23 protein-coding genes are annotated in these 23991 nt (G+C 71.2%); 7 read left to right on the forward strand and 16 right to left on the reverse strand.

From position 1 onward, the window contains the following. Nucleotides 1–196: 196 nt before the first annotated feature. The 3 genes from folB to ACWC5C_RS07545 all read left to right on the forward strand — a co-directional run bounded on the left by folB (nucleotide 197) and on the right by ACWC5C_RS07545 (nucleotide 1731). On the forward strand, nucleotides 197–556 hold the full coding sequence (gene folB, locus ACWC5C_RS07535) for a dihydroneopterin aldolase (RefSeq protein ID WP_450874533.1): 360 nt from the start codon (nucleotides 197–199) through the stop codon (nucleotides 554–556). Continuing rightward, a complete protein-coding gene (gene folK / locus ACWC5C_RS07540) occupies nucleotides 553–1146 on the forward strand; it encodes a 2-amino-4-hydroxy-6-hydroxymethyldihydropteridine diphosphokinase (protein ID WP_450874534.1) in 594 nt (197 codons plus the stop codon). Before folB ends, folK begins: the two co-directional genes overlap by 4 nt. 87 nt (nucleotides 1147–1233) lie before the next feature. Continuing rightward, nucleotides 1234–1731, forward strand: coding sequence for a DUF3180 domain-containing protein (locus ACWC5C_RS07545; protein ID WP_450874535.1), 498 nt, complete (start codon nucleotides 1234–1236; stop codon nucleotides 1729–1731). A 37-nt stretch (nucleotides 1732–1768) separates the two neighbouring features. Here ACWC5C_RS07545 and folE read toward each other — a convergent pair whose 3' ends face one another. The 6 genes from folE to dacB all read right to left on the reverse strand — a co-directional run bounded on the left by folE (nucleotide 1769) and on the right by dacB (nucleotide 9458). Further along, on the reverse strand, nucleotides 1769–2374 hold the full coding sequence (folE, locus tag ACWC5C_RS07550; protein WP_385436333.1) for a GTP cyclohydrolase I FolE: 606 nt from the start codon (nucleotides 2372–2374) through the stop codon (nucleotides 1769–1771). A 123-nt stretch (nucleotides 2375–2497) separates the two neighbouring features. Continuing rightward, nucleotides 2498–4540 carry an ATP-dependent zinc metalloprotease FtsH gene (ftsH, locus tag ACWC5C_RS07555; protein ID WP_385436332.1) on the reverse strand — a complete coding sequence of 681 codons (2043 nt, stop codon included), beginning with the start codon at nucleotides 4538–4540 and terminating at the stop codon, nucleotides 2498–2500. A 256-nt stretch (nucleotides 4541–4796) separates the two neighbouring features. Next, nucleotides 4797–5336: a hypoxanthine phosphoribosyltransferase gene (gene hpt, locus ACWC5C_RS07560; protein ID WP_385436369.1), complete on the reverse strand. Its 540-nt coding sequence runs from the start codon at nucleotides 5334–5336 to the stop codon at nucleotides 4797–4799. A 62-nt stretch (nucleotides 5337–5398) separates the two neighbouring features. Further along, entirely contained in the window at nucleotides 5399–6520 is a 1122-nt protein-coding gene (gene tilS, locus ACWC5C_RS07565) for a tRNA lysidine(34) synthetase TilS (RefSeq protein ID WP_450874536.1), read from the reverse strand. Nucleotides 6521–6720: 200 nt separating this feature from the next. Continuing rightward, nucleotides 6721–7860, reverse strand: a complete 1140-nt coding sequence (locus ACWC5C_RS07570) for a zinc-dependent metalloprotease (protein WP_450874537.1) — start codon at nucleotides 7858–7860, stop codon at nucleotides 6721–6723. Between the two features lie 116 nt (nucleotides 7861–7976). Continuing rightward, complete coding sequence (gene dacB / locus ACWC5C_RS07575; protein ID WP_450874714.1) at nucleotides 7977–9458, reverse strand: D-alanyl-D-alanine carboxypeptidase/D-alanyl-D-alanine endopeptidase; 1482 nt, start codon at nucleotides 9456–9458, stop codon at nucleotides 7977–7979. Between the two features lie 248 nt (nucleotides 9459–9706). Between dacB and ACWC5C_RS07580 the strand changes: the two genes are divergently transcribed. Continuing rightward, a complete protein-coding gene (locus ACWC5C_RS07580; protein ID WP_009716864.1) occupies nucleotides 9707–10198 on the forward strand; it encodes an inorganic diphosphatase in 492 nt (163 codons plus the stop codon). Nucleotides 10199–10276: 78 nt separating this feature from the next. Here the strand turns inward: ACWC5C_RS07580 and ACWC5C_RS07585 are convergent, their stop codons facing one another. The 3 genes from ACWC5C_RS07585 to ACWC5C_RS07595 form a co-directional block, all read right to left on the reverse strand. Next, the gene (locus tag ACWC5C_RS07585) at nucleotides 10277–11986 is read right to left on the reverse strand and encodes a threonine/serine ThrE exporter family protein (RefSeq protein ID WP_450874538.1); all 1710 of its coding nucleotides are present in this window, start codon (nucleotides 11984–11986) and stop codon (nucleotides 10277–10279) included. 208 nt (nucleotides 11987–12194) lie between these two features. Continuing rightward, entirely contained in the window at nucleotides 12195–12890 is a 696-nt protein-coding gene (locus ACWC5C_RS07590; RefSeq protein ID WP_450874539.1) for a DedA family protein, read from the reverse strand. Nucleotides 12891–13087: 197 nt separating this feature from the next. Further along, a complete protein-coding gene (locus tag ACWC5C_RS07595) occupies nucleotides 13088–13846 on the reverse strand; it encodes a MerR family transcriptional regulator (RefSeq protein WP_450874540.1) in 759 nt (252 codons plus the stop codon). Between the two features lie 140 nt (nucleotides 13847–13986). On the opposite strand from ACWC5C_RS07595, the gene leuE reads away from it, so the two are divergent. Both leuE and ACWC5C_RS07605 read left to right on the forward strand, forming a co-directional pair. Continuing rightward, nucleotides 13987–14667, forward strand: coding sequence for a leucine efflux protein LeuE (gene leuE / locus ACWC5C_RS07600; RefSeq protein ID WP_450874541.1), 681 nt, complete (start codon nucleotides 13987–13989; stop codon nucleotides 14665–14667). A gap of 62 nt (nucleotides 14668–14729) precedes the next feature. Further along, complete coding sequence (locus ACWC5C_RS07605) at nucleotides 14730–16142, forward strand: glutamate decarboxylase (protein ID WP_450874542.1); 1413 nt, start codon at nucleotides 14730–14732, stop codon at nucleotides 16140–16142. A 19-nt stretch (nucleotides 16143–16161) separates the two neighbouring features. On the opposite strand, the gene ACWC5C_RS07610 is transcribed toward ACWC5C_RS07605, so the two are convergent. The 5 genes from ACWC5C_RS07610 to ACWC5C_RS07630 all read right to left on the reverse strand — a co-directional run bounded on the left by ACWC5C_RS07610 (nucleotide 16162) and on the right by ACWC5C_RS07630 (nucleotide 21521). Continuing rightward, entirely contained in the window at nucleotides 16162–17547 is a 1386-nt protein-coding gene (locus ACWC5C_RS07610) for a hypothetical protein (RefSeq protein ID WP_450874543.1), read from the reverse strand. Nucleotides 17548–17717: 170 nt separating this feature from the next. Beyond that, entirely contained in the window at nucleotides 17718–18371 is a 654-nt protein-coding gene (locus tag ACWC5C_RS07615) for a PadR family transcriptional regulator (RefSeq protein ID WP_450874544.1), read from the reverse strand. A gap of 58 nt (nucleotides 18372–18429) precedes the next feature. Next, complete coding sequence (locus ACWC5C_RS07620) at nucleotides 18430–18999, reverse strand: DinB family protein (RefSeq protein ID WP_450874545.1); 570 nt, start codon at nucleotides 18997–18999, stop codon at nucleotides 18430–18432. Between the two features lie 110 nt (nucleotides 19000–19109). Further along, nucleotides 19110–20567 carry an aldehyde dehydrogenase family protein gene (locus tag ACWC5C_RS07625; protein ID WP_450874546.1) on the reverse strand — a complete coding sequence of 486 codons (1458 nt, stop codon included), beginning with the start codon at nucleotides 20565–20567 and terminating at the stop codon, nucleotides 19110–19112. 90 nt (nucleotides 20568–20657) lie between these two features. Next, a complete protein-coding gene (locus tag ACWC5C_RS07630; RefSeq protein ID WP_450874547.1) occupies nucleotides 20658–21521 on the reverse strand; it encodes a helix-turn-helix domain-containing protein in 864 nt (287 codons plus the stop codon). 308 nt (nucleotides 21522–21829) lie between these two features. On the opposite strand from ACWC5C_RS07630, the gene ACWC5C_RS07635 reads away from it, so the two are divergent. Further along, on the forward strand, nucleotides 21830–22336 hold the full coding sequence (locus tag ACWC5C_RS07635) for an ATP-binding protein (RefSeq protein ID WP_450874548.1): 507 nt from the start codon (nucleotides 21830–21832) through the stop codon (nucleotides 22334–22336). A 14-nt stretch (nucleotides 22337–22350) separates the two neighbouring features. Here ACWC5C_RS07635 and ACWC5C_RS07640 read toward each other — a convergent pair whose 3' ends face one another. Continuing rightward, the gene (locus tag ACWC5C_RS07640; protein ID WP_450874549.1) at nucleotides 22351–23502 is read right to left on the reverse strand and encodes a site-2 protease family protein; all 1152 of its coding nucleotides are present in this window, start codon (nucleotides 23500–23502) and stop codon (nucleotides 22351–22353) included. A gap of 69 nt (nucleotides 23503–23571) precedes the next feature. Then, nucleotides 23572–23805, reverse strand: a complete 234-nt coding sequence (locus ACWC5C_RS07645) for a DUF397 domain-containing protein (RefSeq protein WP_385436367.1) — start codon at nucleotides 23803–23805, stop codon at nucleotides 23572–23574. Between the last annotated feature and the right edge of the window lie 186 nt (nucleotides 23806–23991).

The raw sequence follows: 23991 nt of genomic DNA on the forward strand, positions 1-23991 counted from the left end.
TCGAGCCGCGCGAGGTGCGGGTAGGTGAAGGTGGCGCGGGGCTGAGGGAGGCATCCGCCGCGACCCCGTGGGCATGTGCCGCCGACATTCGCAGGTAGATTCGAGGAGGTTCCCCGCCGACGGCAGGGGGTCACTGGTGCGTTCCGGACCGGCCGGGGCGTGCCCGCGTAACCGACGACCAGCAGGAGTGATTCGGGTGGATCGTGTCGCGCTGCGCGGCCTGAGGGCTCATGGGCACCACGGTGTGTTCGCGCAGGAGCGCGAGGAGGGCCAGACGTTCGTCGTGGACCTCGTGCTCGGCCTGGACACCCGTCCCGCCGCCGCCGACGACGACCTGACCAAGACCGTCCACTACGGCGTGGTGGCGGAGGAGGTCGTGGCCGTGGTGCGGGGCGAGCCGGTCGAGCTGATCGAGACCCTTGCCGAACGGATAGCGGACACCTGCCTGAAGCATGATGTGGTGCGCGAGGTCGAGGTCGTCGTCCACAAGCCGCAGGCCCCGATCACCGTTCCCTTCGACGATGTCACCATCACCATTACCCGGAGCCGAGTATGAGCAGCAGCGACCCGACCGTGCAGCCCGTTCCCGCCTCCGTGGTGGAGAAGGTGGACGCCGCCGATGTGACCCTGTCCAACCCCAAACGGGCAGTGATCTCCCTCGGCAGCAACCTGGGCAACCGCCTGGAGACCATCCAAGGCGCGGTGGACGCGCTGGAGGACACCCCGGGCCTGCGCGTCAAGGCCGTTTCCCCGGTGTACGAGACGGAGCCGTGGGGCGTGGAGCCGGGCACCCAGGCGACGTACTTCAACGCGGTGGTGCTGGTGAAGACCACGCTGCCGCCGTCCTCGCTGCTGGAGCGCGGCCACGCCATCGAGGAGGCGTTCGAGCGGGTACGGGACGAGCAGTGGGGTCCGCGCACCATCGACGTGGACATCGTGGCGTACCAGGACGTGGTCTCCGACGATCCGCTGCTGACCCTGCCGCATCCGCGCGCCCACCAGCGGGCCTTCGTCCTGGTGCCGTGGAACGACGTGGACCCGCAGGCCGAGTTCCCCGGGCGCGGCGCGGTCTCGGCGCTGCTGGACCAGGTGGGCGAGGACGGCGTCCAGGTCCGCGCGGACCTGGAACTGCGACTGCCCGAATAGACGTTGACCAGTAGACGTTGACCAATAGACGTTGGCCAGTTGATGGTGACCAGGTGACCAGTTGATGCGTGGAGGGGCGACCTCTCGGTGAGGCAACTTCGGATCGGGGTGCTGGTCGGGCTGTTCGCCGTGGCCGGTGTGGTGTCGTGGGCGGGATCCCGGCTGTGGGACACGCTGGGCTCGCTGCCGAGCGTTCCGGTGGCGGCGCCGATCGTGCTGGCCCTGATCGCGGTCGTGCTGGTCGCGACCGCGATCTCGCTGCGGTCGCGGCTGCGCGCCCAGCGGGACCGGGAGCCGGACGCGAAGGGCGTGGACCCGATGGTGGCCGCCCGCGCGGTGGTTTTCGGCCAGGCGAGCGCGCTGGTGGCGGCGCTGATCTCGGGGATGTACGGCGGGGTCGGCGTCTTCCTGGTCCTGGAGCAGCTGGACGTACCGGCCCGCCAGGACCAGGCCATCTACGCGGGCGCTTCGGTGCTGGCCGGGGCGGGTGTGGTGGCCGCCGCGTTCTTCCTGGAGCGGGTCTGCAAGCTCCCGGAGGACGACGAGGAGAACGGCCGGGGCCCGGGCGCCTCGGCCCGCGCCTGACGCGCCTGAAGAGGCGCTGAGGGCGCTCTGAGCGCCCTCAGCGGGCCATGATGAGGCTCATGGCCTCGGCCCGGGTGGCCGGATCGCGCAGCTGGCCCCGGACGGCCGAGGTGATGGTCTTGGCGCCGGGCTTGCGCACCCCGCGCATCGTCATGCACATGTGCTCGCACTCGACCACGACGATCGCCCCGCGCGGTTCCAGTATCCGCATCAGCGAGTCGGCGACCTGGGTGGTCAGCCGCTCCTGGACCTGCGGGCGGCGGGCGAAGACGTCCACCAGCCGGGCCAGCTTCGACAGCCCGGTGATCTTGCCGTCGTGGGACGGGATGTAGCCGACGTGGGCGACCCCCACGAAGGGCACCAGGTGGTGCTCGCACGAGGACATCACCTCGATGTCCTTGACCAGCACCATCTCATCGTGGCCGAGATCGAACGTCGTGGTCAGCACGTCCTCCGGCTCCTGCCGCAGCCCCGCGAAGATCTCCTTGTACGCGCGGGCCACCCGCCCCGGCGTCTCCCGCAGCCCCTCCCGGTCCGGGTCCTCGCCGACGGCGATCAGAAGCTCGCGGATCGCGCTCTCGGCGCGCTTCTCGTCGAACACGCCGAGGGTGCTCTCGCCGTCCAGCGTCACCGGGTCCGTCATGGAGCTGCCTCGTTCCTCACGTGCACAAAATGCGGAATGCCGCGTCCCCAAGGCTAAAACCTGGGTGACGCGGCATTCATTCCGGGTCCTTCCCGAGGCCCGAGGGCCCCGGGAAGGCCGGGATCAGCTCTCGGAGCCGGAGCCCGACTCCTCGGGCTGCTCGGCGCCGTCCTCGGGCGTGGTGGCCTTGGTGAGCGAGGCCGCCGAGGTGGGCTGGGCACCGTTCGCCGGGGCCAGCTCCCGGGGGGAGAGCACCGGCGGGCGGGTGGAGGGCGTACGCCGGGAGGAGCCGGTCCACGCCGGGCGGGCCGGACGCTTGTGGATCGCGGCGAAGATCTCGGCGATCTCCTCCTTGTTCAGCGTCTCCTTCTCCAGGAGCGCCAGCACCAGGTTGTCGAGGACGTCGCGGTTCTCGACGAGGATCTCCCACGCTTCGTTGTGCGCGGCCTCGATGAGCTTCTTGACCTCCTCGTCCACCAGTGCGGCGACCTCTTCCGAGTAGTCGCGCTGGTGAGCCATCTCACGGCCCAGGAACGGCTCGGAGTTGTCGGAGCCGAACTTGATCGCGCCGAGCCGCTCGGTCATGCCGTACTGCGTGACCATCGCGCGGGCCGTCGCGGTCGCCTTCTCGATGTCGTTCGAGGCGCCCGTGGTCGGGTCGTGGAAGACCAGTTCCTCGGCCGCCCGGCCGCCCATCATGTAGGCGAGCTGGTCCAGCATCTCGTTGCGCGTGGTCGAGTACTTGTCCTCGTCCGGCAGGACCATGGTGTAACCCAGGGCCCGGCCTCGGGAGAGGATCGTGACCTTGTGCACGGGATCGCTGTTCGGAGACGCCGCCGCGACCAGGGCGTGACCGCCCTCGTGGTACGCGGTGATCTTCTTCTCCTTGTCGCTCATGATCCGGGTCCGCTTCTGCGGTCCGGCCACGACGCGGTCGATCGCCTCGTCCAGATAGTGGTTGTCGATCAGCTTCTTGTCGCCGCGGGCCGTCAGCAGGGCGGCCTCGTTCAGCACGTTCGACAGATCGGCACCGGTGAAGCCGGGGGTACGGCGGGCGACGGCCGACAGGTCGACGTCCGGCGCGACCGGCTTGCCCTTCTGGTGAACCTTGAGGATCTCCAGACGGCCCTGCATGTCCGGGCGGTCGACGGCGATCTGCCGGTCGAAACGGCCGGGACGCAGCAGCGCCGGGTCCAGGATGTCCGGCCGGTTGGTGGCGGCGATCAGAATGACGCCGCCCTTCACGTCGAAGCCGTCCATCTCCACGAGCAGCTGGTTCAGCGTCTGCTCGCGCTCGTCGTGACCGCCGCCCATGCCCGCGCCGCGGTGCCGGCCGACGGCGTCGATCTCGTCGACGAAGACGATGGCCGGGGCGTTGGTCTTGGCCTGCTCGAACAGGTCACGGACCCGGGAGGCACCCACACCGACGAACATCTCGACGAAGTCGGAACCGGAGATCGAGTAGAACGGGACGCCCGCCTCGCCCGCGACAGCGCGCGCGAGCAGGGTCTTACCCGTACCGGGCGGGCCGTACAGCAGCACACCCTTGGGGATCTTGGCTCCGACGGCCTGGAATTTCGCCGGCTCCTGCAGGAACTCCTTGATCTCCTGGAGTTCCTCGACCGCCTCGTCCGACCCCGCCACATCGGTGAAGGTCGTCTTCGGCGTGTCCTTGGTGATCAGCTTGGCCTTCGACTTCCCGAAGTTCATCACCCGGGAGCCGCCGCCCTGCATCTGGTTCATCAGGAACAGGAAGACCACGACGATCAGCACGAACGGGAGCAGCGAGAGCAGAATCCCGACGAACGGGTTCTGCTTCGAAGTCGATACGTTGTACCCGTCGGGGATCCCGCTGTCCTTCTGGGCATTCGCCTGAAGGGTCCTGGCGAGATCGACACCCTGGTCACCGATGTAGGTCGCCTGGAGCTTGTTGCTCCCCGAGACCTTGGCGACATTGTCCTTGAGTTCGACCTTGATCTTGTGCTCGTCGCCGGTCGTCAGCTCGGCGGACTGGACCTGGTTCCTGTTGATCGCCTTGACGACCTGGCTGGTGTCCACCGACTTGTAGCCGCCGGACGAGCCGACGACCTGCATCAACACGACCACGGCGAGGACGGCCAGCACGATCCACATGACCGGCCCACGGAAGTAGCGCTTCACGTCCATCCATACGGGGCGAAACCGCCCCGTCCCTCCTGCCACAGTGAGGCACGGCAGCCCTGGAGGGGCGCCTGTGCGTGCGGTGTATTGCGGTGTATTTAGTGGTGTATGAGCTGTGTAATCCTCAGTCTCGAAAAAGACTGACCTTCGGACGGTACCCCAGCATTGTCACCCGACGCCGCCGTGGAGCGTTAACACATCCGCCTTCCCCTGCTCCAACGGCGGAAGACCGCGCCAGGTTCCCAGGGGGAGGCGGCGTGCCTCAGCCGCCGTAGACGTGCGGGGCCAGGGTCCCGACGAACCGCAGGTTGCGGTACTTCTCCGAGTAGTCGAGGCCGTATCCGACGACGAACTCGTTCGGGATGTCGAAGCCGACCCACTTCACGTCGATGGCGACCTTGGCCGCCTCCGGCTTGCGCAGCAGCGTGCACACGTTCAGTGAGGCGGGCTCGCGGGACCCCAGGTTCGACAGCAGCCAGGACAGCGTCAGACCGGAGTCGATGATGTCCTCGACGATCAGGACGTGCTTGCCCTTGATGTCGGTGTCCAGGTCCTTGAGGATCCGCACCACGCCCGAGGACTGGGTGCCCGCGCCGTACGACGACACGGCCATCCAGTCCATCGTGACAGGCGTCGAGAGGGCTCGCGCCAGGTCCGCCATCACCATCACCGCGCCCTTGAGGACGCCGACGATGAGCAGGTCCTTGCCCTCGTACTCGGCGTCGACGCGGGCGGCCAGCTCGGCCAGCTTCTCGTTGATCTCTTGCTCGGTGATGAGGACCGACTTGAGGTCGGTGCCCATGTCCTTGTCGTCCACCCGCGCCACTCTCGTTCGACGTAACCGGCTCATCTGGCTCGGGCGGATCAGCCCTGCCGGATGACCAGTCTGCCACCCTCCCGGCGGACTTCGACGCGGCCGGGGAGGTTGATGGCCCGCTGACCCCGCCAGCCGGTGATCAGCCGGTCGACTTCCTCGATGTGACGGGCGAAGAGCGAACCCGCGGGCGCGCCCGCGGCGATGGCGGCGCGGCGCAGCACCCGGCGGCGCACGGCGGGGGGCAGCCCGTGCAGCCCGACGGTGTCCAGCTCGACGGCGTCCGGCTCACCGGACCCGGCCCCGGGGGCGGGGGCCGGGGCGGTGCGCAGGACGTCGGCCTCCGCGCGGGCGGCCCAGGCGTCGAGGGCGTCGGCGTCGTCGCGGGAGAGCTGGGCGGTGCGGGCGAGGGCCTCGACGACGCCCTTGCCGAGGGCCTTCTCCAGGACCGGCAGGGCCTCGTGGCGGACCCGGGAGCGGGTGTAGGCCGGGTCCACGTTGTGCGGGTCGTCCCAGACGGGCAGCGCCTGGATCAGGCAGGCCTGACGGACGGTGTGCCGGTCGAGCTGGAGGAAGGGGCGGCGGTAGCGGCCGCCGGTGCCGGAGACGCGGGCCATGCCGGAGAGCGAGCGGGTGCCGGAGCCGCGGGCGAGGCCCAGCAGAACCGTCTCGGCCTGGTCGTCGCGGGTGTGGCCGAGCAGCACGGCCGCGGCGTCGTAGCGCTCGGCGGCGGCGTCGAGGGCGGCGTAGCGGGCGTCCCGGGCGGCGGCCTCGGGACCGCCGTCCCGGCCGACGGACACGGCGATGGACTCGACGGGGGCCAGGCCCAGTTCCCGCATCCGGTCGGCGACCTCGGCGGCGCGCAGGTCGGAGCCGGGCTGGAGGCCGTGGTCGACGGTGACGCCGCCGGCGCGCAGACCGAGCCGGGGGGCCTCGAAGGCGAGCGCGGAGGCGAGGGCCATGGAGTCGGCGCCGCCGGAGACGGCGGCGAGCACGAGGGGGCGGGCCGCACGGGGGGCGGAGCCGCGGGGGGCGGGCGCCTGGGCCGGGGAGCCGGGGGGAGCCGGGGAGGGCGGCGCGGTGGCGGAGGTGGCCGGGGAGGCGACGAGGACGTCGTGGAGGACGCGGCGGACCGCCAGGCGTATCGCGGCGACCGCTGGATGGGGACCCATGTCCGTTTCCCATCTGTCATGCGAGGGGGTGCCTCGGGGGGCGTACGAGAATGTCGTTACGCGGGGGGATTCGTCACGCTGTGTATGTCGATGGTGACAGAAGCGAGCTGTTCCCCGAGCATCGCACGCCTACCCGTCGCTAACGGTCCCTCGGACGAGTGATTAACGGGAGCATTCGTCCGTTCCCAAGTGAGCCGGTTTCACGACTCCGCCTTACGGTGCACCCGCGCGACCCACTCCGCGGGTTTGCTGATCTCCGATTTGGTCGGGAGCGTGTTCGGGGACGTCCAGACCCGGTTGAAGCCGTCCATACCGACCTGTTCCACCACGGACCGCACGAACCGCTCACCGTCACGGTACTGCCGCAGCTTGGCGTCGAGCCCCAGCAGCTTGCGCAGTGCCTGGTCGAGGCGGCCCGCGCCGCTCGCCCGCCGCTTCTGGAACTTCTCGCGGATCTCGGCCACGGAGGGCACGACGTCCGGCCCGACCCCGTCCATCACGTAGTCCGCGTGCCCCTCCAGCAGCGACATCACGGCGGTCAACCGGGCCAGGATCTCGCGCTGGGCCGGGGTCTGGACCAGCTCGATGATGCTGGACGCGCCGCCGCGCTCCGCGGCCTCCTCGCCGTCCGGCCGCCCGCCGCCCAGCGACTGGACGGCCTCCCGGATCCGCTCCAGCAAGGTGGCCGGATCCACGTCGGTCTCGCCCAGGAACGCCTGGATCTCGGACTCGATGTGGTCGCGCAGCCAGGGCACCGCCGTGAACTGCGTACGGTGCGTCTCCTCGTGCAGCGAGACCCACAGCCGGAAGTCGTGCGGGGCCACGTCCAGCTCGCGCTCCACGTGGACGATGTTGGGCGCCACCAGCAGCAGCCGCCCGCCGCCCGCGGCTCCTGCGGGCAGCTCGCGGGTGGCCGGGGCGAACGTCTCGTACTGGCCGAGCACCCGGGAGGCCAGGAACGACAGCAGCATCCCCAGCTCCACGCCGGTGACCTTGCCGCCGACCGCGCCCAGCACCGCCCCGCCGGGCAGTCCGCCGCGCCGGTCCTGCATCTTGCCCAGCAGCGGCGACAGGATCTGGCGGAAGCCCGCGACGTTGGCCCGGATCCAGCCCGCGCGGTCCACGACGAGGACGGGGGTATCGGCGGCCGGACCGCCGGGGACGGCCATCCGGGTGAAGGCGCGGACGTGCTCCTCCGAGGATTTCGCGTGCCGACGCAACTCCGCGACGACGGCGCGCGCCTCGTCCCGGCTGACCTCCGGGCCCGGGCGCACCAGCCGGGTCGCGGTCGCGACGGCCAGGTTCCAGTCGACCATCTCCACACCACCGATGCTCGTCATGGCTTCACGGTACGTGGCCCGCGCCGCATCCGGGAGGAGACGAGTCCCCCGCACACCCGGCCGCCCCCGGCCCGACCGGGCGACGCGTCACCCGCGGCCCCCTCGTCGCCCTCGTCTCACCGGCATCCGCAGTTGGCGAGCGCCGAGGCCATCGTGTCCAGGGCGCGCTGGGCGCCGGTGGGGTCCGTGGTGCCGTTGGTCATGAAGGCGAAGACCAGCAGCCGCCCGTCGGCGTCGACCACGCTGCCCGCCAGCGTGTTGACCCCGGTCAGGGTGCCGGTCTTGGCGCGCACCACGCCGCGGCCGACGGTGTCCGCGTCGTAGCGGGTGCGCAGGGTGCCGCTGAATCCGGCCACCGGCAGCCCGGTGAGCAGCGGCCGCAGCTCGGGGTGGCCGATGTCCGAGGCCTGCACCAGGACCCGGGCGAGCAGCGCGGCGGAGACGCGGTCGTCGCGGTCGAGCCCGCTGCCGTCCGCGATCCGGGCGCCGGAGACCGGCAGCCCGAGCTTCTTCAGCCGGGCGGTGACGGCCTTCGCCGCGCCGCCGAAGCTCGCGGTCTCGCCGGAGGCGACGGCGGTCTGCCGGGCCAGCGCCTCGGCGATGTCGTTGTCGCTGTTGGTCAGCATCCGCTCGACGAGCGCGGACAGCGGCTGGGAGCGGACGGTGGCCAGCGGCTGGGGGCGCTTTCCGGCCGTCTCGCTCTTCGGTTCCCCGGTCACCTCGACGCCTCGGTCGCGCAGCATCTCAGCGAACGCTCCGGCCGCGTCGGCGGCGGGGTCCTCGGAGCGCGCGGCCGGGCCGTGGTCGCTGTCGTCCAGCCTGCCCTCGTCGGCCATCAGCGCGGTGACGGGCGAGATGTTCTCGTTGGGGCCGATGGGGTGCAGCTCAGGACCGGAGTACAGCGAGGTGTCGTACCCGAGCCGGATGGACTCCGTGCCGCGCTTCTTCAGGGCGCGGGCGGTGTCGTCGGCGAGGCGGCGCAGCGAGGCGGGGGCCTCGTCGCCCTTGGCGTCGCGGGCGGTGAGGGTCGGGTCGCCGCCGCCCACGAGTACGACGCGATCGCCGCTCCGGACCACGGTGGTCTTGATCCGGTAGTCGGGGCCGAGGGCGGAGAGCGCGGCGGCGCCGGTCGCCAGCTTGATGGTCGACGCGGGCACCACGGCGCCCTTCGCGCCGGTCCCGAACACCTGCTGTCCCGTCGTCACATCCACGACGGACGCGGAGCGCTCGCCGCCCAGCGCGGGGTCGTCCAGCAGCGGTTCGAGGGCGTCGGCGAGCCCGCCGCCGGTCGGCGGCGGCACCGCGTCCTCGCCGCTGTCCGGCGACGGTACGGCGCCGGGCGCGCCGAGGGCGGCCAGCACGGGCGAGGCGCTGGGGGCGGGGCTGCCGGGGTGACGCTCGCCACCCGGGTCCGGGCCCCGGGCCGCGCGGGCGCGTTCGGCCGTACGCTGACCGGTGTCCCAGGGCCCGGCGGCGAGCACGGACCCGGCGGCGACGGCGAGGCCGACCGTTCCGGATACGGCCACCAGCCGCCAGGTGCGGCGCTGTTGGGGCGGGGTGCGCTGCCAGCGGTCGCGGAGCCCGGAGCGGTGCCACAGGTCGCGGACCCGGCCGTGCCACGGCCGTTCGCGGACCGGGCGGTTCCACCAGAGGTCGCGGAGCCGGACCCCGACGGCGGCGACGTGGCGCCACTGGTCCCGCACGAGGGTGCGCCCGCGCGCGAGCAACTCCCTGAACTGCCGTGATCTGGCTTCAGGCACGACGGACCAGCCCCTTTCGCCACCACACACCTGCGTGGGGGACACTTAATCACCAGACGTATGTGTTGATCATGGAGGAGCCACCCGTGGAGTTCGACGTCACCATCGAGATCCCGAAGGGTTCGCGGAACAAGTACGAGGTGGACCACGAGACGGGGCGCATCCGTCTCGACCGTCGACTCTTCACTTCGACCAGCTACCCCGCGGACTACGGCTTTGTCGAGAACACCCTCGGCGAGGACGGCGACCCGCTGGACGCCCTGGTCATTCTCGACGAGCCGACGTTCCCCGGCTGCCTGATCAAGTGCCGTGCGATCGGCATGTTCAGGATGACCGACGAGGCGGGCGGCGACGACAAGCTGCTGTGCGTGCCCGCGTCGGACCCGCGGGTCGAGCACCTGCGTGACATTCACCACGTGTCCGAGTTCGACCGCCTGGAGATCCAGCACTTCTTCGAGGTCTACAAGGACCTGGAGCCCGGCAAGTCGGTCGAGGGGGCCAACTGGGTGGGCCGCGCCGAGGCCGAGGCCGAGGTGGAGGCGTCCATCAAGCGCCTGGAGGCGTCGGGCGGCCACTGAGCCACCCCATTCGAACGGGCCGGTCACACGACCGGCCCGTTCGGCGTTTACGCAGGTCAGAAGCGGGCCAGCAGCGGGTCAGAAGCCGCGGGTCCGCTTGGCCGCGCGACGCCCTGAGGGGTCGTCCCCGCCACCCGGGACCTTGAGGAACAGCCGGGCCGCCTCGCCACCCAGGTTCACCCCGATGGCGATCGCCAGGGCCAGTGCCGCCGCCTGGGTGAGATGGGGGATGCCGCGGTCCAGATTTCCCTGGGCGAGCGCGAGCAGTCCGAAGTACGTCGCGCTACCGGGCAGCAGCGGCCCGATCGCCGCCGTGACGTACGGCAGCGCGGACGCGTAGCGGTAGCGGGAGAGCAGCTGCCCGAAGAGGCCGACCAGCCCGGCGGCCACGGTCGTGGCGGCGACGGGCGGGACGTCGGCGGTGTCGGTGAGCGCGCCGTAGACCACCCAGGCGACCCCGCCGTTGAGCGTGGCGAACAGCACGGTGTGACGTTCCTGCTGGAGCAGGATGCAGAACGTCAGCGCCAGCAGCATCGCCGCCAGTATCTGGACGATCGGCTCCGGCTGGCCCACCAGCGCCGCCTCCGGGTTCAGCTTGGCGTTCAGCTGGAGCCCGCCGTACAGCACGGTGAGCACGCCGCAGACGATGCCGACGATCAGGTAGCCGACCTCCAGCAGCCGGGCCGCGGCGGTGATGTAATACCCGGTCAGCCCGTCCTGGACGCTCGCCACCAGGGCCCGCCCGGGGATCAGCGCGAACAGTCCACCGGTGATCACCGCGGACGACTGGAGTCCGGCGCCCAGGAGGCTGAGCGCGATGCCCATCGCGGCGGGCGGCATCGCCGCGACCACGAACTGGTAGAACTCCGGCAGCCCGCGCCCCGACGCCAGCCACGCCAGCCGGTCGCCCAGCATCGCGCCGATCGCCGCCGCGAAGAAGACCGGCCACGCGCCGCCGACCAGCATGCTCGCCGCTCCGGCCAGCCCGCCCGCGGCCACGGTGAGCGCCCAGCCGGGGTACGGGTGGCGGTTACGGCGGATCTCGGCGAGCCGCCGGTACGCCTCCTCCAGCGTGAAGTCGTCCTGTGAGGTGATGTCGTCCACGAGCCGGAAGACGGCCGACAGCCGGGTGTAGTCGGTGCCCCGGCGGCGCACCGTACGGCTGGCGGTGACCGGGTCGTCCACCAGCGAGGGCTGGTAGCTGACCGACAGCAGGGTGAAGGTCACCGTGGGCTCGCAGCGGTCGAGCCCGTACGCGTGCGCCACGCCGAGCATCGCCGCCTCGACGTCCTCGGCGCCCTCACCGCCCGCGAGCAGCAGCTCGGCGATACGGAGGACGAGGTCGAGCACGCGCGGGACGGCCGGGCCCGTGTCGTCCTCCGGCTCGGAGCGCTGCTCCGGGGTCGGGCGCTCGCTGATCGGCATCCGCAGCATCGTGCGCATCCGGTCCTGCCAGGGCGCGTCCTTGGTCAGCCGGACCATGGGTATGCCGTTCGGCGGCGTGAAGGCCGGGAAGCCGCCGGTGGTCTGGTTGGACGAGGTGGTGACCCCGGCGGGCGGCACGAAGGCCGAGCTTTCCGGCTCGGGAGCGGAGCACTCGGTGGTCAGCCCCTCGGGAATGGCGAATTCCGAGGTCGGGTGCTCGCCATCAGGCGAGGGCCGCCTCGGTACCCCCTGCGGCGGCGTGAAGGCGCTGCGCGCCTCGTCGGACTGCGGCTTGCGGTCCGCCGCCGTGTCCGCCTCCTGCGTGCCCGCGCCACGCTGCCCGTACTGTCGCTCCGACCCCACTGCCTCGCTCCTCGACCGCCTCCCCGTGCACTTCTGTGGCAGCCACGATGCAACATCGGCGGCCACCGAAGCCCATTGTGCGGGGAGGTGGCCGCCGAGTGGGAGTGGGGGCGGCGTGTGCGACGGGTGTGTAGGGCAGTGAGCCCTGTGAAGTGACGGTGAAGATCCGCGGGGCGCGCGGGGCGGGTCGGCGCTGGGCGTACGGGCTCTAGCGCTTGGCGTGGCGGCCGCGCGGGCCCTGCTGGTCGGCCGCGGGCCCGGCCGGGGCCTCGGCGGCTTCCTTCTTGGACTTGCTACGAGCCCGCAAAAATTCGATCACAATCGGGATGACGGACAGCACGACGATGCCGATCAGGATCAGCTCGATGTGCTTGTGGACGAAATCGACCTTGCCGAGCGCCGCGCCCAGCAGGGTCACGCCTGTGCCCCACAGCACACCGCCGACGATGTTGAAGATGATGAACGAGCGGTAGTTCATCCGGCTCACGCCCGCGATGATCGGCGTGAACGTGCGCACGATGGGCACGAAACGGGCCAGGATCAGCGACTTCGGGCCGTGCTTCTCGAAGAACTCATGCGCCTTCTCCACGTTCTCCTGCTTGAAGAGCTTGGAGTCCGGGCGCTTGAACAGCGCGGGCCCGACCTTCCGGCCGAAGAGATATCCGACCTGGTCACCGACGATCGCCGCGACGGCGACGGCCGTGCACACCAGCCACAGATCCTGCTTGATCACATCGGTGGTGACCAGCAGACCGGTGGTGAACAGCAGCGAGTCGCCCGGCAGGAAGAAGCCGATGAGCAGGCCGGACTCCGCGAAGACGATGGCCAGCACGCCGAGCAGCCCGAAGGTTTCGATCAGATAGTCCGGGTCCAGCCACTGAGGGCCGAGCGCGAGGGTGGTCACGGGTCACAGGCTCCTGGGTCGAGGGATGCAGGCTCGTGCTCGTGCGAGGCCCGGCCGCAGGGTCGGGGTACGGACTGCTGCGGGGTACATCGCTTCGCAGTGTGCCGCCCAAAGCTATCAACGCCCTGTGGGTGCCCGTGGTTCCCGCTGGCCGCCCGCCGCCCCTCGCCCGCCACCCCTCGCCCAGAAGGCACCCGCTACCCGTGGCGCTCCGCGTTGGCCCGGATCGCGTCCCGGAGGTACGCGGCCAGCCCCGGCTTGGCCTTGTCGATGTTCTCGGTGAAGCGCTGGTCCGTCACATAATTCTCGGCGATGCAGGCGTGGAGCTGGTGGGAGCAGTCGTAGTGGTTCCGGCTGATCCCCTCCCGGTGCTCCTCGGCGAGGTCCATCGCGGCCTCGGACTCCGGCGCGGCGCCCGACTCCATCAGCGCGACGAAGCGGTCGTTGAGCGCGTCGGCCTCGGCCTGGATCCGCTGCCAGTCCTCCTTGGTGTACGTGGCCGCCTTGCGCTGGGACTCCCGGTACGCCTCGGTGTTCCCCCAGCGCTCCTCCACCTCGCCCGCGTACTGGTCCGGGTCGAAGTCGCCGAAGACCTCGAACTTCTCCTCGGGGGTCAGATTGATGCCCATCTTCCGTGCCTCCATGGCGCGTTCGACGGCGGCGGCCATCTTCTCCAGCTGCCCGATCCGGTCGGTCAGCAGCGCGTGCTGGCGCCGCAGATGGACCCGCGGGTCCACGTCCGGGTCGTCGAGGAGGACCGCCACCTCGTCGAGCGGAAAGCCGAGTTCCCGGTAGAACAGGATGCTCTGCAGCCGGTCGAGGTCGGCGTCGTCGTACCGCCGGTGCCCGGCCGTGCTGCGGGCGCTCGGGCGCAGCAGCCCGATCTCGTCGTAGTGGTGCAGCGTGCGCACCGTAACGCCCGCGAGGTCCGCGACCCGTCCCACCGAGTAGCTCATGCCCTGGTCCGCTCTCCCTGGTGGTGATGTACGGGGTGTTCCGTACGCGCTTCACGGTGGCGCCTCACGTCACGTGAGGTGCAAGTCCGCATGCCGAAATCATCCGGGCGGAATCCGCGCCGCCTGGCATCCTGCCGGGTGTGCTGGGGATAACCGATCTTTCGACGTATCTGGCGGGCCTCGCCCTGATCATCCTGCTGCCGGGCCCGAACTCGCTCTATGTGGTGTCCGTCGCCGCGCGCCGCGGTCCGCGTACCGCGTACCAGGCGGCGGCCGGGGTGCTGTGCGGGGACGCGGTGCTGATGGCGCTGTCCGCGGGCGGCGTGGCGTCGCTGCTGCAGGCGAGCCCGGCGCTCTTCGCCGTGGTGAAGTTCGCCGGTGCGGGCTATCTGACCTGGCTCGCGGTGGGCCTGCTGCGCGGGGCGCGGAAGCTGTGGCGCCAGGGGCCGGGCGGCGTGCCCGAGGCCTCCGACGGGCCTTCCGAGGGCGGTGCGGGGGCCGGTCCGTCCGGGGTGGTCGAGCGGCCCTACCGGCGGGCCCTGATCGTGAGCCTGCTGAACCCGAAGGCGATCCTGTTCTTCATCTCCTTCTTCGTGCAGTTCGTGGATCCGGAGTACGCCCATCCGGCGCTGTCGTTCGTGACGCTGGGCGCGTGGGCGGAGCTGTTCAGCATCACCTATCTGTCGATGCTGATCTTCGGTGGTACGTATCTCGCGGCCCTCTTCCGGCGGCGCAAGCGGCTGACGGCCGGGCTGTCGGCGGGCGCGGGGGCGGCGTTCCTGGGGTTCGCGGCGAAGCTGTCGGTCAGCAGCGCGGGCTGACGGCGCGGGCTGACGGCGCGGGAAGCACGCCGTTTGGGCTGTATGTCCGTAATTTAACGGGCATGGCACTTCACGGCGGCAGGCGCGGCGAGACAAAGCGGCCCGACATCTCGGTCAACCCCTTCTACGGCGTGGCCGATCCGGTCAGCGGCATGACGACGAACCCGCCGCGCCGCTGCCTCCCGGACGGGCCCATGGCGCCCTCCGCCGCGTACCAGCTGGTGCACGACGAGCTGATGCTCGACGGCAACGCCCGTCAGAATCTCGCCACCTTCGTCACCACGTGGATGGAGGGACAGGCCGGGCGGCTGATGTCCGACTGCCGCGACAAGAACATGATCGACAAGGACGAGTACCCGCGCACCGCGGAGCTGGAGCACCGCTGCGTGACCATCCTGGCCGACCTGTGGCACGCCCCCGACCCGACGACGGTGATGGGCTGCTCCACGACCGGTTCGAGCGAGGCGTGCATGCTCGCCGGGCTGGCCTTCAAGCGGCGCTGGGCCAAGCGGAATCCCGTCCGCTATCCGGCCACCGCGCGGCCGAATCTGGTCATGGGGATCAACACCCAGGTGTGCTGGGAGAAGTTCTGCGCCTACTGGGAGGTGGAGCCGCGGCAGGTCCCCATGGAGGGCGAGCGGTTCCACCTCGACCCGCGGGCCGCCGCCGAGCTGTGCGACGAGAACACCATCGGGGTCGTCACCGTGCTCGGCTCGACCTTCGACGGATCGTACGAGCCGGTCGCCGACGTGTGCGCGGCCCTGGACGACCTCCAGGAGCGCACCGGGCTCGACGTACCGGTCCATGTGGACGGCGCCTCGGGCGCCATGGTGGCACCGTTCCTCGACCCGGATCTGCTGTGGGACTTCCGGCTGCCCCGGGTCTCCTCCATCAACACCTCGGGGCACAAGTACGGCCTGGTCTACCCGGGCGTGGGCTGGGCGCTGTGGCGCACCCCGGAGTGCCTGCCCGAGGAACTGGTCTTCCGGGTCAACTACCTGGGCGGCGAGATGCCGACCTTCGCGCTCAACTTCTCCCGGCCCGGCGCCCAGGTGGCCGCCCAGTACTACACCTTCCTGCGGCTGGGCCGGGACGGCTTCCGCGCCGTCCAGCAGACCTCCCGCGACGTGGCCTGCTCGCTCTCGACACGGATCGCGGAGCTGGGCGACTTCAGGATGCTCACGCGCGGCGACCAGCTGCCGGTCTTCGCCTTCACGACGGCGGCGGAGGTCACCAGCTTCGACGTGTACGACGTGTCGCGGCGGCTGCGCGAACACGGCTGGCTGGTGCCCGCGTACTCGTTCCCCGCGCACCGCGAGGACCTGTCCGTGCTGCGGGTGGTGTGCCGCAACGGCTTCTCGGCGGACCTGTCCGACCTGTTCCTGGACGATCTGCGGACGCTCCTGCCCGAACTGCGGAAGCAGCCGGGGCCGATGGGCCGGTCCGAGACCGTCGCCACGGCCTTCCACCACTAGGTGCGGCGTCCTTCAGGGGTCAGCGCGCCTGCGCGGTGGTGCGGAGCAGCTCGACCCTGCGCCGTACGGCCTCCAGGGCGCCCGGTCTGCGGCCCGGCACCCGGCCCCGCAGATCGATCAGCATCGGCGCGAGGGCATGCGCCCGAGCCGGTTCCTGGACGAACTGCCACTGGTGGTGGGCCCGGTCCACAGCCCCCTCCACCTCGGGGTGCCCGGTCGCCTCGCCGTTGCCCAGCCGGGCGTCGGCCACCGACAGCCACAGCTCACACGCGCGGGCCGGGTCCCCGGCGATCCGGGCGAGGTCGGCGCGGACCTCCAGCCAGTGGATCGCCTCGGAGGAGCGCGGACCGGCCGCCCTGAGGGCCTCCTGCTCCCAGGCGGCGGCCATCGAGGCGGCCTCGCTGTGCCGCCCGGCGTGCGCGGCCTCGAATATCGCGCCGTGCGGATCGGGGGCGGGCGCGGCGGCCCCGGGCGGTGCGGCGGGCGGGGGCGGCGAGGCGGGTGGCGTGGCGTCGCCCGGTACGGCGGGTACGGCCGATGCCCGGAACTGCTGGGGGTGTTGGGGCTTCTGGGGCTCGCGGGTCCCGTGCGCGTGCTGTGGTTCGTACGCGCCGGGCGCGCCGGGCGCGCCGTACGCCCCCGACGCCTCGTAGGCGCCGGGCGCCTCGTACGCCCGCGACACGTCGTACGCCCGCGAGGCCTCGTACGCCGCGTAGCCCTCCACCGGGGCGCCCAGCAGCAGCCCAGGTCCGGCGCCCAGACCCGCCTCGGCGGCGGCCTGCTGGTGCAGCAGGGCGAACTCCGGGCCGTCCGCGGCGCCGCGCAGCAGCCCGGCGAGGGCGCGGCTGTAGACCGGCGCCGCGGTCCGCCGCTTGGGCGGGGCCGGGGCGATCGTCCCGTACAGGGTCAGCCCGGAGGCGAGCGTGTCGACCGCCAGCCGCCCGTCGGACAGCCGCGGCCAGGTCGTCTCGTCGGCCACCAGATCGGCGAGCACCGTGGTGCTGCCCGGCGGCCGCCCGGCCAGCTCGGCGGCCAGCCAGTGCCACGGCAGCGCGCTGTAGCGGGCGGTCCTCGGCGTCGTACGGGCCAGCGCGAAGTGCGGCAGCCGCTGCTTGTGATCGAGGGTGAGCTGACCCGCGAGGTAGATGAGCACCGGCCCCGGATGGGCGGCCGCCGTCCGCAGATGCGTCAGCACGGTCTGCGGATCGGCGGGGTCCACGAGTTGGACGACGCTGGCGCCGCCGGGCGTGCCCAGCAGCGCGGCCGGCGGCACGGCCGCGAGCTGTGGCAGCGCGGCGGCCGCGTCCATCAGCCGCTGCTTGCCCATCGGCCCGGCGGCGAGGAGCAGGGCGTAACCGGGCCTGCTCGTCCGTGCCGCCCCCATGCCCGCCGTGTCGTTCCCCATACGTGCACCGTATCCGCATCCGGCGACGGTGGGTGGGGCTGTGACATACGTGGCATCGGGGACGACCCGTCGGCCACTCAGCGGCTGAGCCCCCGGTAACGGCCCGCGGAGAGCGGGAAGAAGACCAGCGGGAGCGCCAACGGGCGGTGGACAGCGGTACGGAGAGAGTCTTACTCGCGGGAGTCCTCGGTGTCATCCGGGTCCGAGGGCTCCGCGTACGGGTTCGGCGCTCCCTCCGGCAGGACGTCCACCGAGCGCTCCCCCTCGCCCGCCATGACGTACGCCCCGCCCTCAAGGCGCTCGATCAGCCCGCGGGTCCACTCGGCTCCGCTGTCGGCCGAGTGGACCCAGAACTTCATGATCTCGCCGATGTGGCCCCACTCATCGGGGCTGTCCCCCGGCGGCGACCAGTGCCGGGTGACCTCGGCCCGCCACCCCTCCAGCGCGGCCACCCGCTCCTTCAGCAGCGTGATGGCCTCGGCGCGCGGCAGGTCGACGATGAAGCCGACCCCGGCCGTCAGCTCGTCGATCTTCTGGTCGTGCCGCAGCAGGGCGTCCCGGAGCAGCTTGAAGTACTCCGTCTCGCCCGCCGCGGTCAGCTCGTACTCGGTGCGCGGCGGGCCGCCCGCGGTGCTCGGGGCCACGTCGTGGGCGCGCATCAGGCCTTGCTTCGCCATCTGCTTGAGCGCGTGGTAGATCGATCCGGGCTTGGCGTTGGACCATTCGTGCGCGCCCCAGAACTCCAGGTCGTTACGGACCTGATAGCCGTGTGCCCGCCCGTGCTGGCGGACCGCCCCCAGCACCAGCAGCCGGATCGCTGACATGTGCCCGTCTCCCCATCCTGCCCCCGCTTGACCTGCGCTGGGGTCCAGATTAGGGGTGTCAGCCCTCCATGAGCGACCAATCGGGCTCGGGCATCGCACCGGTCTCGAAGACCAGATCGAACGCGCCCTTCCCGTCGATCGTCTCGCGGATGACGTCCGCGTGCCCCGCGTGCCGGGCGACCTCCTCGATCATGTGGAGGACCAGCCAGCGCCAGGTGCGGGTGCCGCCCTCGTCCCAGGGCATGCGGGGCGCCTCGAACGTCTCGTCCATCGAGGACAGCGCGAGCACGGCCTCGTCGGTCGCGCGCGCCGCCGCCTCGTACCGCTCCAGCAGCACCGGCACCGTCTCGTCGGCCGTGGGGACGAATCCGGCCTCGAATTCCGCCAGCGCCTCCTTCGACAGCCGCTCCGCATGGCCCTGGCCCGTGCGGACCCAGCCCAGTTCGCCGTCGGTCACATGCTTGATCAGCCCGGCCAGCGACAGCGCGCTGGCGCTCGGCGCGCTGCGGGCCTGCTCCTCGGTCAGACCGTGCACGGCGCGCCGGATGCCGCCGCGCTGCGCGTCCAGATAGGCCAGCAGCGCGGAGCGCTCGTCCTTACAGGCTTCGGAGTTCACGACGGTGGGCATGGCTGCCGCCTCTCATCAGGAGGACGCCCGGGGCGGGCGCCCTTCGATGAACACCACATTAGGAAGGCTTGCGGTCAGCTTCTGTCCGCAAGCCTTCCCGGGGTGGCGCCTCAGAACGGGAACTGGCTGCGGCCGTGCTGGATCGAGATCCACTTGGTGGTGGTGAAGTCGTCGACCATCGATTCCCCGTTGAGCCGCCCGAGCCCCGAGTGCTTCTCGCCGCCGAAGGGCACGATCGGCTCGTCGTGCACGGTGCTGTCGTTCACATGGATCATGCCGGTGTGGACGCGCTTGGCGAGCCGCACCCCGCGCTCGATGTCGCCGGTGTGCACGGCGCCGCTGAGGCCGTAGTCGGTGTCGTTGGCGATCCGTACGGCCTCTTCGTCACCGTCGAACGGGATCAGCACCACGACCGGGCCGAAGACCTCCTGCCGGAGGATCGCCGAGCCCTCGGGCACGTCGCCGAGCACGCTCGGCTCGACCAGGGTGCCCTCGGTGCGCCCCCGCACCAGCGCGGTCGCGCCGTCGGCGATCGTCTGGTCGACGAGCGCGGTGATGGCCTCGGCCTGGCCCTCGTTGATCAGCGGGCCGATGTGGGTGGCCGGATCGCCCGGGTCGCCCACCGTCAGCGTCTTCACCTTGGCGACGAACTTCTCGGTGAACGCGCGCTCCACCGACCGGTCCACCAGCACCCGGTTGGCCGCCATGCAGACCTGCCCCTGGTGGACGAAGCGGCTGAACACCGCGGCGTCCACCGCGTAGTCGAGGTCGGCGTCGTCCAGCACGATCAGGGCGCTGTTGCCGCCCAGCTCCAGGATGGACCGCTTGAAGTGCGAGGCCGCGACGGTGGCGACGTGGCGGCCGACCTTGTCGGAGCCGGTGAACGAGATGACCTTCGGGACCGGGTGCTCGACCAGGGCGTCGCCGATCTCCGCGATGTCGGTGATGACCACGTTGAGCAGCCCGGCCGGGAGTCCGGCCTCCTCGAAGATCTTCGCGACCAGACCGCCGCCGCATATCGGGGTGTTCTGGTGCGGTTTGAGGACGACGGCGTTGCCGAGGGCCAGCGCCGGGGCGACCGACTTCAGCGACAGCAGGAAGGGGAAGTTGAACGGGCTGATCACGCCGACGACGCCGACCGGCACCCGGTAGAGGCGGTTCTCCTTGCCGTCGTCGGGCGACGGCAGGATGCGGCCCTCGGGGCGCAGCGCCAGCTGGACCGCCTCGCGCAGGAACTCCTTGGCGAGGTGCAGTTCGAAGCCCGCCTTGACGTGGGTGCCGCCGCACTCCGCGATGATCGCCTCGGTCAGCTCCTTCTCGCGCTCCTCGATGACGCGCAGCGCGCGCTCGAAGACCGCCCGCCGGGCGTACGGGTTGCGGGCCGCCCACTCCGGCTGGGCCCGCTCGGCGGTGCGGTAGGCGAGGTCGACCTCGTCGACGGTGGCCACGGTGATGGAGGCCAGCTTCTCCCCGTCGTACGGGTTGAAGTCGACGATGTCCCAGGAACCGCTGCCGGTGCGCCACTCACCGCCGATGTACTGAAAGGCCAACTCGGAGAAGTAGGACATGCCATCCCTATCTGGAGGACGCGGGACCGCATCCGGGAACCCGCGCACGCGTGGGGGGTATTCCTGACAGAACGTCATCCTACTGATCGGTCAGACCTCGCGCAGGAGCCCCCCGAGCAGGTCGCGGCTCTTCTCCGGGGACAGAGCGTCCGCGCCGAGCCGCCCCAACACCCGCTCGTACTGCCCCACTTCATCGGGTTTGTCGAGGTAGAGGGCGCTGGTGAGCTGTTCCAGATAGACGATGTCCGGGAGGTCTGACTCCGGGAACCGGAGCAGGGTGAACGCACCGCTCTCCCCCGCGTGCCCGCCGAAGGCGAACGGCATCACCTGGAGCGTCACGTTCGGCTGCTCGGAGACGGAGATGAGGTGCCGTATCTGGGCGCGCATCACCTCCGGCCCGCCGTACGGGCGGCGCAGCGCGGCCTCGTCCAGCACCACGTGGAACGCCGGAGCCCGCTCGGAGACCAGCAGCTTCTGCCGCTCCAGCCGCAGCGCGACCCGCTTGTCCACCTCGGAGTCGCACGCCTGCGGCTGGCCCCGGGTGACCACGGCGTGGGCGTAGCCCTCGGTCTGCAGCAGGCCGTGGATGAACTGGACCTCGTAGACGGCGATGTGCGAGGCGGCGCCCTCCAGGCCGACGTACGTCTGGAACCAGCCCGGCAGCACATCGCCGTAACTGTGCCACCACCCGGTCAGGTTGGCCTCGCGGGCGAGCCCGAGCAGCGGCGCCCGCTCCGCCTCCTCGGTGACGCCGTAGAGGGTGAGCAGGTCCTCGATATCGCGCGCCTTGAAGCCCACCCGGCCCAGTTCCATCCGGCTGATCTTGGATTCGGAGGCGCGGATCGAGTAGCCCGCCGCCTCGCGGGTGATGCCCCGGGCCTCGCGCAGCCGCCTGAGTTGGGAGCCCAGGAGAATGCGGCGCACCACCGATCCGCTCGACTCGCTCGCTGCCATCTGTCCGTGACCCTCCCTGTACGGAATGCACTCTTCCGGCGTTGGGGCCCCCGCACCCGGCAGGCCGAAGTCTGCCACTTTCCGGGCTTCGGTCTGTGCCCATGCCGTTACCCGGGTGGGAGGACTACGCACATCTACGTAGGCAGAAAGTGCGGCAAAGCGTAATGCAGTATCCCAATTCTACTGCGTGCACGTGCATTTGCCCTTGCATCTGCCGTCGGCATTCGAAACCATGGGGGTCGCGCACGTGCAAGCTCGTACGAGATCTGGCCAGGATTCGTCAGGGCCACGGATGCAGGAGTGCTCGCATGGGGAGCGAAGGTTCGGCCCTGCTGGAACCGCAGTGGAGAGGGCTTCCCGCGATCGATCCTTCCGCCGTCTCCGGCGCCGTCTCCTGTGCGCTCCCCGCGCGCTACGACGCGGTCAAGGGGGCGCGGCAGTTCACCGGGACCACGCTGCGCCAGTGGGGTCTGCCCGAGCTGCTGGACGAGGTCGCCCTCGTCGTCTCCGAACTGGTCACCAACGCGCTGCGGCACGCGGTCGCCGGGGTGCGGCCGGGCGCCCAGCCTGAGGGCGACGGCCACGAACCGCCCCTGGTGCGGCTCCACTTGATGTACTCCGCCTCACGGCTGGTGTGTGCCGTACGCGACCCCAGCGAGGACGGGCCGGTCACCGGGGAGGCCGGTTCCTGCGCGGAGTCGGGGCGGGGGCTGTATCTGGTGGAGTCGTTCACCGACGGCTGGGGCTGGCACCCACTGGCGGGCACGCTGCCCGGCAAGATCGTCTGGGCCCTGTTCCGGCTGCCCCGGCCCTGACGTATCGGGGCCGCTCAGTGGGGCGTCGCCTCCGGTGGCGCCGTCGTGATGCCCAGCGAGTGCAGCTGGAAGAGGCGCGACACATCGTGGGCGGTGACGATCCCCTCCAGATGCCCGTCGTCCACCACCAGCACCGGCATCCCCGCGACCCCCGGCCGGGCCCGCTCCAGCACCTCGCTCAGCAGCTCGTCCGACGTCGCGACCGTGCACCGCGCGATCGGCGTCGCCACCTCGCGCACCCGCCGCTCCTCCCGCATCCCGGCCGGTACCGCCGCCAGCGCGCGCAGCGCCACGACACCGCTGGGCCTGCCCTCGAAGTCCAGCAGCGGCAGCGTCGAATGGCGGGAGTGCGCCGCCACCTCGTCGATGAACCGCCCCACCGGCAGCCAGTCGGCACCCGTCGCGACCGGGGACGACATCGCGTCGCCCGCCCGCACCCCGCGCAGCGCGGTGTTCACACCGGCCCGCTGCCGCTCCGCGTTGGCGATCACCATGATGAACAGCCCGACGAGCGCGAGCCACAGCCCGCCGCCCTCGCCGCGCACGAACGAGAACCAGCCGATCGCGATGAGCAGGATCCCGAAGATCTGGCCGCTGCGCCCGGCCGCCCGCTCGGCCCGCTCCCGGTCGCCCGTACGCCACCACAGCACGGCCTGCACCACCCGGCCGCCGTCCAGCGGGGCCGCGGGTACCAGGTTGAACACCCCGAGCAGCAGATTGGCCCAGCCCAGCCAGATCAGCACCGCCGCGGGCACCCCCCACCCGGCCAGCGCGTTGGCCCCGATCCCGGCGCCGACGGCGACGCCGCCGATGGCCAGGCTGGTGAGCGGGCCGCTGATGGCCACGAGCAGGGCGATCCGGGCGGTGCGCGGCCGCCCCATCTGGGTCATGCCGCCGAGCGCCCACAGGGTGACGTCCTCGACCGAGACGCCCTTGCCGCGCGCGGTGACCGCGTGCGCGGCCTCATGCAGCAGCAGGCTCCCCATCAGCAGAAGGGCGCCGATCACGCTCGCGACCACGTACACGAGTCCGGTCCGGCCGGGCGTCCAGGCGGGCAGCGTCTCGCGGCCGAGCCCATAGGCAAGCAGGACGATCAGCACCGGAGCGCTCCAGTGCATCCGGAGGGGCACCCCGAGGACATGTCCGACGCGGACCGAGCCGTTCATCGCTCACCCGCCGTCTCACATCAGTAGGACCCCCACCGATCACTACCAGTGTCGCTCACACGCGCTCTCTCACGCACGGCCTGCCGGGTCGTGCGCCAGGTGATCGAATTCCCCGTCCTTGACGCCGAGCAGCATCGCCTCGACCTCGGCGGGGGTGTAGACGAGCGCCGGTCCGTCCGGGAAGCGGGAGTTCCGTACGGCCACGTGCCCGCCGGGCAGCTTGGCGAACTCGACACAGGATCCCTGGGAATTGCTGTGCCTGCTCTTCTGCCAGACGACCCCTTGAAGGTCCGCGGCCGCCATGCCGTTGTACGGGTGGTCGCGCACAGGGCTCTCCACTGTTAGTGCAACTGTCAACTGACTCGGATCATAGCCGCATTCCTGTGCATATGCATGGGCAAATGCACGTGCAAGAGTCCCACCCGGATGATCATCGCGTCTTCTGCCCCGCGCGGAGCGCGTCAGTCGTCATGGGGCAGTCGTCATAAA

The sequence above is a fragment of the Streptomyces sp. NPDC001700 genome (genome assembly GCF_053596435.1).

Coding starts and splice junctions, on each gene's coding strand:
- folK (WP_450874534.1), top strand. CDS start 553: ATGAGCAGCAGCGACCCGACCGTGCAGCCCGTTCCCGCCTCCGTGGTG.
- folE (WP_385436333.1), bottom strand. CDS start 2,374: ATGACGGACCCGGTGACGCTGGACGGCGAGAGCACCCTCGGCGTGTTC.
- ftsH (WP_385436332.1), bottom strand. CDS start 4,540: ATGGACGTGAAGCGCTACTTCCGTGGGCCGGTCATGTGGATCGTGCTG.
- hpt (WP_385436369.1), bottom strand. CDS start 5,336: ATGGGCACCGACCTCAAGTCGGTCCTCATCACCGAGCAAGAGATCAAC.
- tilS (WP_450874536.1), bottom strand. CDS start 6,520: ATGGGTCCCCATCCAGCGGTCGCCGCGATACGCCTGGCGGTCCGCCGC.
- ACWC5C_RS07570 (WP_450874537.1), bottom strand. CDS start 7,860: ATGACGAGCATCGGTGGTGTGGAGATGGTCGACTGGAACCTGGCCGTC.
- ACWC5C_RS07595 (WP_450874540.1), bottom strand. CDS start 13,846: ATGAGCTACTCGGTGGGACGGGTCGCGGACCTCGCGGGCGTTACGGTG.
- ACWC5C_RS07605 (WP_450874542.1), top strand. CDS start 14,730: ATGGCACTTCACGGCGGCAGGCGCGGCGAGACAAAGCGGCCCGACATC.
- ACWC5C_RS07610 (WP_450874543.1), bottom strand. CDS start 17,547: ATGGGGAACGACACGGCGGGCATGGGGGCGGCACGGACGAGCAGGCCC.
- ACWC5C_RS07615 (WP_450874544.1), bottom strand. CDS start 18,371: ATGTCAGCGATCCGGCTGCTGGTGCTGGGGGCGGTCCGCCAGCACGGG.
- ACWC5C_RS07620 (WP_450874545.1), bottom strand. CDS start 18,999: ATGCCCACCGTCGTGAACTCCGAAGCCTGTAAGGACGAGCGCTCCGCG.
- ACWC5C_RS07625 (WP_450874546.1), bottom strand. CDS start 20,567: ATGTCCTACTTCTCCGAGTTGGCCTTTCAGTACATCGGCGGTGAGTGG.
- ACWC5C_RS07630 (WP_450874547.1), bottom strand. CDS start 21,521: ATGGCAGCGAGCGAGTCGAGCGGATCGGTGGTGCGCCGCATTCTCCTG.
- ACWC5C_RS07635 (WP_450874548.1), top strand. CDS start 21,830: ATGGGGAGCGAAGGTTCGGCCCTGCTGGAACCGCAGTGGAGAGGGCTT.
- ACWC5C_RS07640 (WP_450874549.1), bottom strand. CDS start 23,502: ATGAACGGCTCGGTCCGCGTCGGACATGTCCTCGGGGTGCCCCTCCGG.
- ACWC5C_RS07645 (WP_385436367.1), bottom strand. CDS start 23,805: ATGGCGGCCGCGGACCTTCAAGGGGTCGTCTGGCAGAAGAGCAGGCAC.